This window comes from Nocardiopsis oceanisediminis, assembly GCF_048595525.1.
In the GTDB taxonomy this organism is placed as follows: domain Bacteria; phylum Actinomycetota; class Actinomycetes; order Streptosporangiales; family Streptosporangiaceae; genus Nocardiopsis_A; species Nocardiopsis_A oceanisediminis.
Window position 1 is genome coordinate 6,039,788 of record NZ_JAFMZJ010000001.1, and the last position, 13,563, is coordinate 6,053,350.

Annotated in this window: 11 protein-coding genes; 7 read left to right on the top strand and 4 right to left on the bottom strand. The window is 75.5% G+C overall.

The window, feature by feature from the left end:
• Positions 1–81 precede the first annotated feature (81 nt).
• The 3 genes from J0910_RS26365 (at position 82) to J0910_RS26375 (ending at position 3,569) form a co-directional block, all read left to right on the top strand.
• The gene (locus tag J0910_RS26365; protein WP_420161230.1) at positions 82–510 is read left to right on the top strand and encodes a DUF6153 family protein; all 429 of its coding nucleotides are present in this window, start codon (positions 82–84) and stop codon (positions 508–510) included.
• A 111-nt stretch (positions 511–621) separates the two neighbouring features.
• Positions 622–1,251, top strand: a complete 630-nt coding sequence (locus J0910_RS26370) for a DUF305 domain-containing protein (RefSeq protein WP_420161231.1) — start codon at positions 622–624, stop codon at positions 1,249–1,251.
• A 371-nt stretch (positions 1,252–1,622) separates the two neighbouring features.
• Positions 1,623–3,569, top strand: coding sequence for a heavy metal translocating P-type ATPase (locus J0910_RS26375; protein WP_420162095.1), 1,947 nt, complete (start codon positions 1,623–1,625; stop codon positions 3,567–3,569).
• 65 nt (positions 3,570–3,634) lie between these two features.
• Here J0910_RS26375 and J0910_RS26380 read toward each other — a convergent pair whose 3' ends face one another.
• Positions 3,635–4,309, bottom strand: a complete 675-nt coding sequence (locus tag J0910_RS26380; RefSeq protein ID WP_420161232.1) for a sirohydrochlorin chelatase — start codon at positions 4,307–4,309, stop codon at positions 3,635–3,637.
• A gap of 948 nt (positions 4,310–5,257) precedes the next feature.
• Here J0910_RS26380 and J0910_RS26385 point away from each other — a divergent pair.
• The 3 genes from J0910_RS26385 (at position 5,258) to J0910_RS26395 (ending at position 7,841) form a co-directional block, all read left to right on the top strand.
• On the top strand, positions 5,258–6,067 hold the full coding sequence (locus J0910_RS26385; protein ID WP_420161233.1) for an aminoglycoside adenylyltransferase domain-containing protein: 810 nt from the start codon (positions 5,258–5,260) through the stop codon (positions 6,065–6,067).
• 50 nt (positions 6,068–6,117) lie between these two features.
• Complete coding sequence (def, locus tag J0910_RS26390) at positions 6,118–6,672, top strand: peptide deformylase (RefSeq protein ID WP_420161234.1); 555 nt, start codon at positions 6,118–6,120, stop codon at positions 6,670–6,672.
• A gap of 164 nt (positions 6,673–6,836) precedes the next feature.
• A complete protein-coding gene (locus J0910_RS26395) occupies positions 6,837–7,841 on the top strand; it encodes a coiled-coil domain-containing protein (protein ID WP_420161235.1) in 1,005 nt (334 codons plus the stop codon).
• A 127-nt stretch (positions 7,842–7,968) separates the two neighbouring features.
• Here J0910_RS26395 and J0910_RS26400 read toward each other — a convergent pair whose 3' ends face one another.
• Positions 7,969–8,775 carry an alpha/beta hydrolase gene (locus J0910_RS26400; RefSeq protein WP_420161236.1) on the bottom strand — a complete coding sequence of 269 codons (807 nt, stop codon included), beginning with the start codon at positions 8,773–8,775 and terminating at the stop codon, positions 7,969–7,971.
• 144 nt (positions 8,776–8,919) lie between these two features.
• Positions 8,920–10,188, bottom strand: a complete 1,269-nt coding sequence (locus J0910_RS26405) for a CPBP family intramembrane glutamic endopeptidase (RefSeq protein WP_420161237.1) — start codon at positions 10,186–10,188, stop codon at positions 8,920–8,922.
• A 290-nt stretch (positions 10,189–10,478) separates the two neighbouring features.
• Here J0910_RS26405 and J0910_RS26410 point away from each other — a divergent pair, with 290 nt between their 5' ends.
• Entirely contained in the window at positions 10,479–12,662 is a 2,184-nt protein-coding gene (locus J0910_RS26410; protein WP_420161238.1) for an elongation factor G-like protein EF-G2, read from the top strand.
• 18 nt (positions 12,663–12,680) lie between these two features.
• On the opposite strand, the gene J0910_RS26415 is transcribed toward J0910_RS26410, so the two are convergent.
• A complete protein-coding gene (locus J0910_RS26415; RefSeq protein ID WP_420161239.1) occupies positions 12,681–13,481 on the bottom strand; it encodes a M48 family metallopeptidase in 801 nt (266 codons plus the stop codon).
• Positions 13,482–13,563: the final 82 nt, after the last annotated feature.

The window sequence follows — 13,563 nt, forward strand, 5'->3', positions numbered from 1 at the left end:
CCTCGGGGGGAAGGGCGCCGGGGGTAGACCTACCCACGGGGGCGTGCGCTCTATACCCCCCGGCCCCATTACGATGGCGCCATGGGACGCGGACCGCTCGCAGGCCGCGGGGCCTCGGCGCGGCTCCGCGCACTCGTGCTGCTCTGCGTCCTGTTCGGCGTCGGCGCCATGCACACGCTGGGGCACCTGGAGTCGCACGGGCACGGCGGCGCGCCGCCCGCCGCGGTCGCGGCCCAGGCCCACCCGGACGCGGCGGCCGGGCACGCGGCCCCTTCCGGCCCGCACTCCCCCGGCGGGGGCGGCGCACCGCTGCCCCCGCTGGACCCGGCCTCGGTCTGCCTGGCCCTCGCCGGCGCGGTGCTCACCGCGCTGCTGGCGACCGCCGCCGCGCACACCCGCTCCCCGCTGCCGGCCGCCCTGTTCCGGGCGGTCCCGGCGCCGCCGGTGCCGGCCGTGCGCCGGCCGCCGGCCCCTCCGTCCCTCTCCGCCCTGCAGGTGCTGCGGATCTAGATGCCCGGCGGGGGTACCGCCCCCGCCCCCTTCCGCGATCCCGGAACCACCCGCGCACCGGCGGGCGCTCCGCCGTGCGCTCTTCGCACTTCACCAAGGACGGAAACCTTCATGGCACCGAACAAGCGCCTCTTCCTGCTGCCCGCCGCCCTGGCCTCGGCCCTGCTGCTGAGCGCCTGCGGCGGCTCCCCCGACGGGGGCGGCGGGCAGGCCGGGGACGAGGCGGAGTCCGCCGAGTTCAACTCCGCCGACGTCATGTTCGCCCGGATGATGATCCCCCACCACGAGCAGGCGCTGGAGATGGCCGAGCTGGCCGAGGAGCGGTCCGGCCCCGAGGTCGGCGACCTGGCCGAGCGGATCGAGAAGGCCCAGGGGCCGGAGATCGAGCAGCTCACCTCGTTGCTGGAGGAGTGGGGCGAGGACCCCGGGGCCGAGATGGACCACGAGATGGACGGCATGCTCAGCGAGGAGCAGCTGGCCGACTTGGAGGCCGCCGAGGGCGACGCCTTCGACGAGCTCTTCCTGGAGCAGATGATCGAGCACCACGAGGGTGCGGTGGACATGGCGCAGGCCCAGCTCGACGAGGGGGTCAACGCCGAGGCGACCGAGCTGGCCACCGCCGTGGTCGAGGCCCAGGAGGCGGAGATCTCCGAGATGCGCGGCCTGCTCGGCGAGCCCTCCGAGGCCCCCGCCTCCGAGGACGGGAGCGGGGAGAGCGGCGGGGAGCACTCCGGCCACTGATCCCGGACCGGACCCCGCCTCCGGGCCCCTGCCCCCGGCCCGGCCGGCGCCCCGGTGCGGTGCGTGCCGCACCTCACCGGGGCGCCTCCTTGACACCTGCATACCCCCTGGGGGTATAAATGGCGGTGTCGGAAACGCTTCGAAGGAGGGAACCGGCCATGGTCTCCGAACACGACGGGCACGCCGGACACGGCGGGGCGCGCGGGTCCGCGCCCGACCGCCCGCACGGCCCCGCGCACGACGGGCACGCGGAGCACACCGGCCATGGCGGGCACGCCGGCCGCGAGGGGCGCACCGGGCACGAGGGCCACGGCGACCGCTCCGGGCACGGCGGCCACGGCGGCCACGGCGGGCACGGGGACCACGCGGCGATGTTCCGCACCCGCTTCTGGTGGAGCCTGCTGCTCGCCGCCCCGGTCGTGGCGACCAGCCACATGATCGCCGGCTGGTTCGGCTACCAGGTGCCGGGCGCGCTGACCTGGATCCCGCCGGTGCTGGGCACCGTGGTCTTCGGCTACGGCGGCTGGCCGTTCCTCTCCGGGGCCGTCTCCGAGCTGCGGTCCCGGCGGCCGGGGATGATGACCCTGGTCGCGATGGCGATCACCGTCGCCTTCGGCGCCAGCCTGCTCGCCTCGCTCGGCGCGGTCGGCATGGAGCTGGACTTCTGGTGGGAGCTGGTGCTCCTGGTCGCCATCATGCTGCTCGGCCACTGGCTGGAGATGCGCGCCCTCGGGCAGGCCTCGGGCGCCCTGGAGGCGCTGGCCGCGCTGCTCCCGGACACCGCCGAGCGGATCGGCGCGGACGGCGGCGCCGTCCCGGTGCCCGCCTCCGAGCTGCGCGCCGGCGACACCGTGCTGGTCCGCTCCGGCGGACGGGTGCCCGCCGACGGCACGGTCTCCGAGGGCCGCGCCGCCATGGACGAGTCGATGATCACCGGCGAGTCGCGGACCGTCTCCCGAGGCCCCGGCGCCCGGGTGGTCGCCGGCACCGTGGCCACCGACTCCTCGATCCGGGTGCTGGTGGACGCGGTCGGCGAGGACACCGCGCTGGCCGGCATCCGGCGGCTGGTCTCCGAGGCGCAGGACTCCCGCTCCCGGGCCCAGGCCCTGGCCGACCGGGCCGCGGCGCTGCTGTTCTGGTTCGCGCTCGGCGCGGGGGTGCTGACCGCCGCCGCCTGGGCCGCCCTGGGCAGCCCGACCGACGCGGTCACCCGGACGGTGACGGTGCTGGTCATCGCCTGCCCGCACGCCCTCGGGCTGGCCATCCCGCTGGTCGTCTCGATCTCCACCGCCAAGTCGGCGCGCGCCGGCATCCTGGTCAAGGACCGCCTCGCCCTGGAGCGGACCCGGCTGGTCGACACCGTCCTCTTCGACAAGACCGGCACCCTGACCAAGGGCCGCCCCGCGGTGACCTCCGCGGCCGCCGCGGACGGCTGGACCACCGACCGGGTGCTGGCCCTGGCCGGCGCCGCCGAGTCCGACTCCGAGCACCCGCTGGCCCGGGCCGTGGTCCGCGCCGCCCGGGAGCGCGGCCCGGTCCCGCAGGCCGAGGACTTCCGCTCCGAGACCGGCCGCGGCGTGCGCGCCTCGGTGGACGCCGGCGAGGTCGCGGTGGGCGGCCCGGGGCTCCTGTCCGACCTGGGCCTGGCCGAGCCGGCGGAGCTGTCCGGCTCCACCGCCTCCTGGCGGGAGTCCGGTTCGACGGTGCTGCACGTGGTCGCGGACGGCGCGATCGTCGGAGCCCTCGCGCTGGCCGACGAGATCCGCCCCGAGTCGGCCGAGGCCGTCCGCGGCCTGCACGAGCGCGGCGTCCGGGTCGCCATGGTGACCGGCGACGCGCGCAGCGTGGCCGACGCGGTCGCCGCCGAGCTGGGCGTGGACGAGGTGTTCGCCGAGGTCCGGCCGGAGCAGAAGGACGAGGTGGTGCGCACCCTGCAGGAGCGCGGGCGGACCGTGGCGATGGTCGGCGACGGGGTGAACGACGCCCCGGCCCTGGCCCGGGCCGACGTGGGGATGGCGATCGGCGCCGGAACCGACGTGGCCATCGAGTCGGCCGGGGTGGTGCTCGCCTCCGACGACCCGCGGGGCGTGCTGTCGGTGCGGATCCTGTCCGCCGCGAGCTACACCAAGATGGTGCAGAACCTGGTCTGGGCCGCCGGCTACAACCTGCTCTCGGTCCCGCTGGCGGCCGGGGTGCTGGCCCCCGTGGGGTTCGTGCTCCCGCCGGCGGTGGGAGCGGTGCTGATGAGCCTGTCCACCATCGTGGTGGCGCTCAACGCCCAGCTGCTGCGCCGGGTGGACCTGCGCCCCTGGCGCTGAGCGGGGCGGCCGCGGAGCGGCGGAGGGGCGGCGCGAACGGCGCCGCCCCTCCGCCGCCCGCCGGTTCAGGCGGCCAGCCGCGCCTTGGCCGCCCGGTGCCGGGCGAGCAGGGTGTCCACCACGATGTCGGCGGGCCACAGCGGGGCGGTGACCGCGGCGCCGAGCTCCCGGAGCCGCTCGTGGTCGCCGTCCTCGACCAGCCGCCAGGCGCCGATGGCGACCCGGCGGCCGCCGCGGCGCAGCCGGTCGACCGCGTCGGCCACGGTCGGCGCCCACGAGTTCAGGTAGCCCACCTGCACCGGGGAGTCGAGCCGGCGGCTGAGCATCCGGGCCACGTCCGCGACGGCCTGGCGCTCCGCCTGCCCGGTGCCGCCGTCGGCGGCCAGCACCACGCCGTCGCCGGGGGCCCACCCCTCGTCGGCGAGGCGGCCGGCCAGGTCGGCGACGATCGAGGGGACCGCGCCCAGCGGGTCGGTGGCGCACACGCCGCCGCGGTCGGCCGACCGGAGGCCGGAGAAGAGCTCGGCGCTGGCGACGTCGCCCCCGGCGACGTAGGCCGGGGTGAGGACCTTGGGGCCGTCGACCAGGTCCAGGGCCGCCTGGACCTCGGCGGCGGAGCCGAAGGCGGAGACGACCGGGGCCTCGCCCCGCGCCGCGACCGCGTCCGCCAGTTCCCGCAGGGATTCCCCGCGCCGGGCGTCCTGCTTATCGTCGGCAACGAGCACCATCGTGGGGACCATATCCGCCTCCTCGGCAATCGCCTTCAGACATCGGCCCGGACATGCAGGTGACCCTAGGGGCCGATGGTTTCACTTCAATGACCTGGTGTTACACGCGGGGAAACTCGCGCCGCGGGCGCGACTCACCGGCGCTGCGGAACCTTTCCGGAAATCCGATCGGCTTTACCGGGCGATTCCGCGCCGCCGGCGCGGCCGCACCGCCCGCCGGAGGGGCCGGCGGGATCAGTGCGGGACCTCCCGCTCCGACCAGGGTCCGCGGGAGGCAAAGGGAAGCCAAGGCAATGGTAAGCACATCGCCGGAGTTTTTCCGCTTTCCACGGGAGTCGTCTTCGCCACTCTTCCTCCAATGGACTTCCGGGGGACCGGAGGAACGCCGGCGGCTCATTCGCACCGGAGCCCGGGGAAGGCTCCGGCGGACGGGGGACGAGTTCTCTGCAGAACTTCGGCGCCCCGCGCCCCCGGGACGCTCCGGCAACGCATCAGAGGCAGCAAGAATACCCGGTTCCGCAGTTTTCATAACGCTCCGAATCACCACCGGCCGCGTGTCGCGGAAAACCCGCGATACGGAAACCGGAAGCGATCGTGCATTCGCCGATGCCGTTTTTTGCGCATTTCCTTTCATGCAATCCCGCGAACAGCCCATTCCAGGTCGGGGGCGTACCATGCATCGGAGCCTCGGACGCGCCGGCGCCCTTAGCAGAGCGCCGAGTTGGGCGTCAAGGGAGTCCGCACCACCCCGGCCCCACTCCCGCACACCCCCTGACGTGGGGAGACAGAACGCCGATGGGCTCCGATCACTTGCGATCCCGGGTCAAGCCGCACAGACTTGGTGCCGACGACGAGGGGGGCGGCACGGCGCCGATCCCGGTTCGGCACCGCACGCCCGCGGGGCCGGCCGAAGGCCCCCGCGCCTCCCCCGCCCCGTAACGCAGAGTGGAGTAGTACCTGATGGCGATCGACCCGCGCGTCCGAGAGGTCGCGGACACCTTCCTGCGGAACGCGGACGTCGAAGCGCCGGGCCTGGTCGACGGGCTCTACCTGACCGGTTCCGTCGCCCTCCGGGACTTCCGCCCGCACGCCAGCGACGTGGACTTCGTCGCGGTCGCCTCCCGGCCGCTGACCGACGCCGACCGGGCCGCGCTGCGCCGCGCACACGCCGCCACCCGCGCCCGCGCCCCCCGCCCGCAGTTCAACGGGATCCACCTCACCTGGGAGGACCTGGTCCGCAGCCCGGACGAGTGCGCGCCGGTGAGCGCGGTCGTCGGCGGGCGCTACCGCTCCTCCTCCCGCGCCGAGCTCAACCCGGTCACCTGGCACGTGCTGGCCGAGCGGGGCGTGGCCGTGCGCGGCCCGCACCCCTCCGAGCTGGCCGTCTGGGACCGCCCGGAGAGCCTGCGCACCTGGTCGCTGGGGAACCTGGAGGAGCAGTGGCGCCGCTGGCGGGCCAAGGCCGGCCGGCTGCTCACCCCGCGCGGCCTGGCCGCGCTGGGCTCGCTGGCCCCCTCGTGGAGCGTGCTGAGCGTCAGCCGGCTCCACTTCACCCTGCGCACCTGCGAGATCACCTCGAAGTCCGGCGCCGGGGTCTACGCGCTGCACACCTTCCCCGAGCACTGGCACCGGATCGTCAACGAGTGCCTGCGGGTGCGCCGCGGCAGCGGGGCGCCCTCGCTGTTCGACAGCACCCTGGAGCGGCGCCGCGCGGCCCTGGACTACATCGAGATGGTCATCGACGACGCCCTGGAGCCGCAGGCCGCCTGAGCCCCGCCGGGGCCGCACCGGCGGGGTCCGGCCCGCATTAGGCTGTGGCCATGAGCAAGCGCCCCATCGTCCGCTTCGGCGATCCCGTCCTCACCGCCCCCACCACGCCGATCACCCGCTTCGATGCGCATACCGACCGGCTCGTGCGGGACCTGCTGGACACCGTGGACGCCCCCGGCCACGCGGGGGTCGCCGCCACCCAGATCGGGGTGGGGCTGCGCGCCTTCAGCTACAACGTCGACGGCCGGATCGGCTACGTGATCAACCCCGAGATCGCCGAGCTCTCCGAGGAGAAGCAGGACGGCGAGGAGGGCTGCCTGTCGGTGCCGGGCCTGTGGTACCCGACCGAGCGCGCCATGCACGCCGTGGTGACCGGGGTGGACAGGCGGAACGAGCCGGTGACGCTGAGCGGCTCCGGTCTGATGGCGCGCGCCCTGCAGCATGAGACGGACCACCTCGACGGGATGCTCTACCTGGACCGGCTGGACCGGGAGACGCGCCGCGGCGCCCTGCGCGCCGTGCGGGAGTCCCCGTGGTTCCTGGGTTCGGAGGCCCCGGCGCCGGCCCCCTCCCGGCTGCCCAGCGCCTTCGGCGGTTTGTCGTGACTTGTCCTGTTTCTGGATAAAAGATGACGAGTCGCTAGGCGGATAACGGCCGGATCACGTATGGTGTGGCGGGGTATCGCGTGGCCCCCCAGGCATCACGCGCCCCTCCCTCCTCGATCCTTCCGGGCGAGGCCCTCTGGTCCCGTTCCACGGAGAAACCCCACGTGACTCGATACAGCAGACCCTCCTCCCGCCGCGCGCGCCCGGCGGCCTCCGCCGCGATCGGCTCCGCCGCCGCGGCCCTCCTCCTGTTCACCGCCCCGGCCTCCTACGCCGACGACGACGAACCCTCCCTCGACGAGCTCAACTCCAAAGCGGAGAAGCTGGAAGAGGAGCTGGACGGCGAGCTCGTCGTCTACGAGGAGGCCAAGGCCGCGGCGGACAAGGCCGGCGAGCGGCTCGAAAAGGTCGAGAAGGCCTACGAGACCGCCCGCGGCGACGTCTCCGAGCTCGCCGCCGCCCAGTACAAGGGCAGCGGGATCGACCCCGCCCTCGAAGTGGTGATGAGCTCCTCCCCCGAGGACACCCTGGACAGCGCCGCCCTGGCCGGCCAGATCTCGCACAACAACGGCGAGCGGCTGCTCTCCCTCACCGAGAGCCGCGCCGACCTGAAGAAGGCCTCCAAGGAGGCCGACTCCAAGCTCGACGACGCCAAGGAGATCGTCGACGAGCTGGAGGACAAGCAGGGCGAGATCAAGGAGCGCATCGAGCGCTACGAGGCCGAGCAGGTGCCCGAGCCCGCGGACGACTCCTCGTCCGGCGGCGGCGGTGGCACCGGCGGCGGCCCGGTCCCGGACCGCCTCAAGGGCTGGGGCTTCGACGGCGCCACCCCGCGGATGGCGGCCATCCGCGACGAGATCATCGCCAACTTCTCACTGCCCTACGAGGTCGGCTGCGTGCGCTCCAGCGCCGACGACCACGGCACCGGCCAGGCCTGCGACTTCATGATGAGCGCCGGCGGCGCCATGCCCAGCGGCGGCAACCAGCAGATCGGCTGGGACGTCGCCGAGTACGCCAAGGCCAACGCCGACCGGCTGGGCGTCAAGTACGTCATCTGGGAGCAGAAGATCTGGGACAGCCGCAACCCCGGCGCGGGCTGGAAGCCCATGGAGGACCGCGGCAGCGTCACCCAGAACCACTACGACCACGTGCACATCTCGTCGTTCTGACCGGTGTGCGGCCCGCCCCCGCGGGCCCTGCGCGCGCTCTCGGGCGCGGCGGCCGCTCCGGCCGCCGCGCCCGCCCCGTTCCCGGGCCGGCCGCGGCGGGTCCCGGTGCGCCCGCCCCGCCGGGCGGTCAGCCCTCCGCGGGGGCGGAGGGGGCGGCCCGGTTGGCCTCCAGCCAGGCGGCGATCCGGTCGGCCCGCTCCGGGGTCATGCTCCGCTCGGCGTGGCCCATGCCCGGTTCGATCCACAGCTCCTTGGGCTCGGAGGCGGCCTCGTAGATGCGGCGCGGGTGCTCCAGCGGGAAGTAGGAGTCGGCGTCGCCGTGCACCACCAGCAGCGGGGCCGGCGCGATCCAGGCGGCCAGCTCGGTGGGGTCCGGGGGGACCGGGTCCCAGGCCCGGTCGGTCACCCGGACGTTGCGGGCGGTGCGCAGGAACCAGCGGCCGACCGGGCGCTCCACCCCGTAGTGCAGCATCCGCATCCGCGGGGTGCCCCGGTAGTACCAGCGGCTCGGCCCGCTCACCGCGACCACCGCGCTCACCCCGCCGAACGCGCCGGCGTGCCGCAGGGTGACCGCCGCCCCCATGGAGAAGCCGAGGGTGGCCACGTCGCCGTAGCCGAGCCCGCGCAGGTGCCGGACGGCCGCGTCGAGGTCGTACACCTCGTCGTTGCCGACCGTGCTGGCCCCGCCCGAGTCGTAGTGCCCGCGGAAGTCGAACAGGAGGACGTCCGCGACGGGGAGCAGCCGCCGGGCGATCATCCGGGTGTCCCTGCTCCGCCAGGAGCCGGTGAAGCCGTTGGCGACCGCCACGGCCGAGCGCCGGGCCCCGCCTCCCCCTCGGATCAGGACCGAGTCGATCCCGACCCCGTCGATCGTGGTGAGCCGCCGACGCTCCGGGCGCTCTCGAACGCTGATTCCGGACGATGTATCAGTCACCCCACCATCCTGCCCGATCCCGCCCTCCGCCGGCCGTGGGGCGGGCACCTCTGAGGAGGTGTGGCCACTACTCCTTCCGCGGCGGCCCCGGCTCCCCCGGCCCCGGCGGCCGCCCCGGGACGGCGCGGTCCCGGGCGCGGCGGATCAGCGGTACGGGCCGTCCAGCGGGTCGGGGCGGCCGCCCTGCTGCGGGCCGGGCGGGGGCGGGAACCCCCCGGGGGGCGGCCCGGCCGGTCCGGGCGGGCCCTGCGGGGGGCGGCCCTGCGGAAGCCGGTACCCCGGGGGCGGCGCCTGCGGCGGCCGGTGCGGCGGCGGGCCCTGCTGCGGCCGGTGACCGGGCTGCGGCCGCTGCGGCCCCGGGGGCGGCGGGAAGGCCTGGGTCGGGGCGCCGCCGGGGACCGGGACGCCCTCGGGCGGGGTGTCCGAGGGGCGGCGCCCGCCGCGCTCCTCCGGCCCGGGGTACCGGTCCGGCTCCGGGCCGCCGTACCCGTCCGGGTCCCGGCGGCCGCCGTCCTCCCCGTGCCCGGGGAGGTCCCGGCCGGCGCCGTACCCGGTGTCCTCGTACCCGTCGTGGCCGCCGTCCCGGTGGTCGCCGTCCGGGTGGCCGTCGTCCTGCTCCGGGCCGCCGTCCCCCCGGCCGCGCCGGCCGCGCCGCCCCCGTCCGGCGTGCCTGCGCCCCCGGCCGGTGAGCAGCAGCGACCGCGCCTCGATCGCGATGTGCAGCAGGACCGGGAAGAGCAGGCTGCCGGTGCCCAGGTAGAGGACCATGAGCAGGGCGCCCAGCAGGCCGGGGCCGACCAGGCCCCACCAGCCCTGGTAGAGGTGGGCCAGCGCGAACAGCAGGCAGGACAGCACCGCCGCGGCCCACAGCGGCAGGCCCAGGCCCACGCCCAGCGCGGTGAACAGGCCCCGGTAGACCAGCTCCTCGCAGACGCCGGCGGTGACCGCCAGGCCGAGGGCGGCGCGGCGCTCGGTGCGGCTGCGCGGCGCCAGCCGGGAGATGGTCGCCCCGCCCGGCTCGTAGGAGGGGGCGAGGGTGGGCATCCGGCGCGCCGAGGAGCGCTTTCCGTCCCGGGTGAGCAGCCAGGTCACCAGCAGCGCCAGGGCGAAGCCGAGCGCCGCGGCGACCAGCGGCCCGAGCGCCGAGGGGGCGCGCAGGCCCAGGTCGCCGGCGGACAGCTCCGGGGAGAGCAGCAGGATCGCGGCGACGGCGGCGGCCCAGCCCCACTGCACGCCCATGGTCAGCAGGTAGAACCGGACCAGGGCGCGGGGGTCCTCGTCGCGGCGCCGGTCCACCCGCCGGTAGGCGGTGCGGCCGAGCAGCGGCTCGCCGATCGCGGCGTACAGCAGCAGCACGACCCCGAGGATCGTCGCGACGAGACTGAACTGAGGAATGCTCTCGGACCACGGCACGGCCACAGCCTAGGAGATGCGGACGGCCGCGACGCACATTCCGGTCGAACCGCAGGGGAGGCCGCGGGGCGCGGCCGGCCCGGACCGGACACGCCCGGGGCCGCCGCACCCGGCCCGTCCCCCCGCGGACCCGCCGCCGCGCCGGATCACCGCAGCCGCAGGGGCCGATCGGGGCGTCCCGGCGGGCGCTCCCGCGCGCGGGACCGATCACCCCTTGTGATATGCGCCGCGGCGGGCGACGGTGGAGAGTGCCGCAGATCACATCGGCGCTCGAAGGAAGGTTGGGAAGCATGGCGGACAAATCCGGTCAAGCGACCACCGGCAGGGCTCCCGAGGCCGCCCGGCCCGCGGACATCCGCAACGTGGTGCTGGTCGGCCCCACCGGTGCCGGCAAGACGACCCTTCTGGAGGCCCTGCTGCACGCCTCCGGCGCCACCTCGCGCGCCGGATCCGTAGAGGAGGGCACCACCGTCGGCGACTACGACGAGGCGGAGGTCCGGCAGAAGCGCTCGGTCAACCTGAGCGTCGCGCCGATCGACGCCGCCGGGCTCAAACTCAACGTGGTGGACACCCCCGGCTACGCCGACTTCATCGGCGACCTGCGCGCCGGGCTGCGCGCGGCCGACGCGGCGCTGTTCGTGGTCTCCGCGCTGGACGGGGTGGACGCCCGCACCCGGATGCTGTGGGAGGAATGCGCCGCCGCGGGCACGCCGCGCGCCGTGGCCGTCTCCCGGATCGACCACCCGCGGGCGGACTTCGAGGAGACGGTGGCCCGGTGCCGCGAGGTGTTCGGCGCCGGCGTGGTCCCCGCCTACCTCCCGGTCTTCCGCGGCGAGGGCGACGAGCGCGTCCTGGAGGGCCTGGCCGGCCTGCTCTCCCTGCGGTTCTACGACTACACCCGGCCCGCGGCCGGGGGCGCGCCCGGCCCCGCCTCCACCGACGGCCCGGTGCCGGAGGGGGCCGCCGGGCGGGTCGCGGAGCTGCGCGACGCGCTGATCGAGGAGGTGATCCAGGAGAGCGAGGACGAGGCCCTGATGGAGGCCTACATGGAGGGCCGGGAGCTCTCCCCGGAGACGCTGATCTCCTCCCTGGAGACGGCGGTCGCCCGCGGCGGGCTCCACCCGGTGCTGGCCGTCTCGCCCGCGCACGGGGTCGGCGTCGCCGAGCTCCTCGACGAGCTGCCGCGCGCCACCCCCTCGCCGCTGGAGCGCCCGCTGCCGGAGGTGGAGGACCTGCGCGGCCGCCCGGTCACCGGGCTGGAGTGCGACCCGGACGGACCGCTGCTGGCCGAGGTGGTGCAGATCATCAGCGACCCCTACGTGGGCCGGGTGAGCCTGGTGCGGGTCTTCTCCGGGACGCTCCGCCCCGACCTGCCGGTGCACATCGCCGGGCGGGGCGACGCCGACCGGGGCCGCGCCGAGCGCGACGCCGACGAGCGGCTGGGCGCCCCGTCGGTGCCGGTGGGGCGGCGGATGGTCCCCGTCCCGCAGGTCATCGCGGGCGACATCGGGGCGGTGGCCCGGCTCGGCCCGGCCGAGACCGGGGACACGCTCTCCGACCGGGACCGGCCGCTGCTGATCCGGCCCTGGCCGTTCCCGGAGCCGCTGCTGCCGATCGCGGTGCGCGCCGCCTCCGCCGCCGACGACGACAAGCTCTCCCAGGCGGTCGCCCGGCTGGCCGCCGAGGACACCGCGCTGCGGGTGGAGGTGAACGGCGAGACCGGGCAGATGGTGCTCTGGTGCACCGGGGAGGCGCACCAGGACGTGGCGCTGGACCGGCTGTCCGGCCGGTACGGGGTGCCGGTGGAGACCGAGGAGGTGCGCATCCCGCTGCGGGAGACGTTCTCCGTCCCGTCCCAGGGGTTCGGCCGCAACGTGAAGCAGAGCGGCGGCCACGGCGAGTACGGCATCTGCCGGATCAAGGTGGAGCCGCTGCCCTCCGGATCCGGGCTGGAGTTCGTGGACAAGGTGGTCGGCGGGGTGGTGCCGCGCCAGTTCATCCCGTCGGTGGAGAAGGGCGTGCGCGCCCAGATGGAGTCCGGCGGCGACTCCGGCTTCCCCATCGTGGACATCCGGGTGACGCTCTACGACGGCAAGGCCCACTCGGTGGACTCCTCCGACATGGCCTTCCAGAAGGCGGGCCGGCTCGCGCTGCGGGACGCCTCCGAGCAGGGGTCCATGTCCATGCTGGAGCCGTTCGACGAGCTGTCCGTGCTGGTCGCCGACGAGTACATGGGGGCGGTGATGAACGACCTGTCGTCCCGCCGCGGCCGGGTGGTGGGCAGCGAGCCGGTGGAGGGCGGCCGCACCCTGATCCGCGCGGAGGCGCCCCGGCTGGAAACCGTCCGCTACGCGATCGACCTGCGCTCGATCGCGCACGGCACCGGCACGTTCAGCCGCCGCTACCTGCGGCACGAGCCGCTGCCGCCGCAGCTGGCCGCGAAGTACGCCAGGGCCGAGGCGAAGAGCGGCTGAGCGGCCGCGCCGCCCCGGTCACAGCACCCGGCCGGGGCGGGTCCGGTCGGCCAGCGCCTGGAACCGCCAGGTGTTGATCGGGTGGCTGGAGAGCAGGTTGACCAGCATCACGAAGAGCCCGCTGTCGGTGGCCGCGCGGGCCGCGATCGCGTCGAAGTCCACCTCCGGGTAGAGGTACTTGCCGGCCGCGAGCACCCGCAGCCCCTGCGCGCCGGCCGGGTGGTAGGCGAAGGCGTGGTTGTCCGCGGTGTACTCCTGCGCCCGGCTCAGCGTGGTCCCCACGCCGGGGATGACGTTGGCGATGGAGACCCCGAACTGGCGCCAGAAGGAGGTGTGCCCGGCGGCGATGTGCCCCACCTCGTGGCCGATGATGAAGCGCAGCGCGTCGGGGTCGGCCAGCCGCCCGCCCAGCTCGAACAGGTCGCTGTGCACCGCGACGTAGCGGCGGAGCCCGTGCCCGGAGGCGAAGGCGTTGAGCACCCCGTTCCCGGCCACCACGTAGGCGTCGGGCGGCTCGGCCATGCCGAACGCGCGCGCGGCCTCCACCACCATCCGGTGCGCCTCGGGGAACTGGCGCTCGGTGATCAGCACCCCGTTCACCCGCTGCTTGGCGTAGAGCTGCCCGCGCAGGAAGAACACCGCCCCGGGGATGGCCAGCAGCATCAGCGGCCGCCCGGGGTCGCCGTCCAGCGTGCGGGCCGACGCCCCGATCACGGCCAGGGCGGTGACCGCCACGCAGACCGCGAGCAGCCGGTTCTCCCAGGGGTGCCGGAGCCCTCGGGTGCGCCGCCGCTCCCCCGCCCACCACAGCTTCGCCATGCCCCCATTCTCCGGACCGGGCACCGGGAAAGGGGAGAGGAACCGGGCGGGTCACCGCTTCCGGCCGCGCCCCTCCCCCGAT

What these genes read in the sequence shown, in the direction of transcription:
- J0910_RS26385 (WP_420161233.1), top strand. Translation starts at nt 5,258, where the DNA reads ATGGCGATCGACCCGCGCGTCCGAGAGGTCGCGGACACCTTCCTGCGG.
- J0910_RS26365 (WP_420161230.1), top strand. Translation starts at nt 82, where the DNA reads ATGGGACGCGGACCGCTCGCAGGCCGCGGGGCCTCGGCGCGGCTCCGC.
- J0910_RS26370 (WP_420161231.1), top strand. Translation starts at nt 622, where the DNA reads ATGGCACCGAACAAGCGCCTCTTCCTGCTGCCCGCCGCCCTGGCCTCG.
- J0910_RS26410 (WP_420161238.1), top strand. Translation starts at nt 10,479, where the DNA reads ATGGCGGACAAATCCGGTCAAGCGACCACCGGCAGGGCTCCCGAGGCC.
- J0910_RS26375 (WP_420162095.1), top strand. Translation starts at nt 1,623, where the DNA reads ATGTTCCGCACCCGCTTCTGGTGGAGCCTGCTGCTCGCCGCCCCGGTC.
- J0910_RS26415 (WP_420161239.1), bottom strand. Translation starts at nt 13,481, where the DNA reads ATGGCGAAGCTGTGGTGGGCGGGGGAGCGGCGGCGCACCCGAGGGCTC.
- J0910_RS26380 (WP_420161232.1), bottom strand. Translation starts at nt 4,309, where the DNA reads ATGGTCCCCACGATGGTGCTCGTTGCCGACGATAAGCAGGACGCCCGG.
- def (WP_420161234.1), top strand. Translation starts at nt 6,118, where the DNA reads ATGAGCAAGCGCCCCATCGTCCGCTTCGGCGATCCCGTCCTCACCGCC.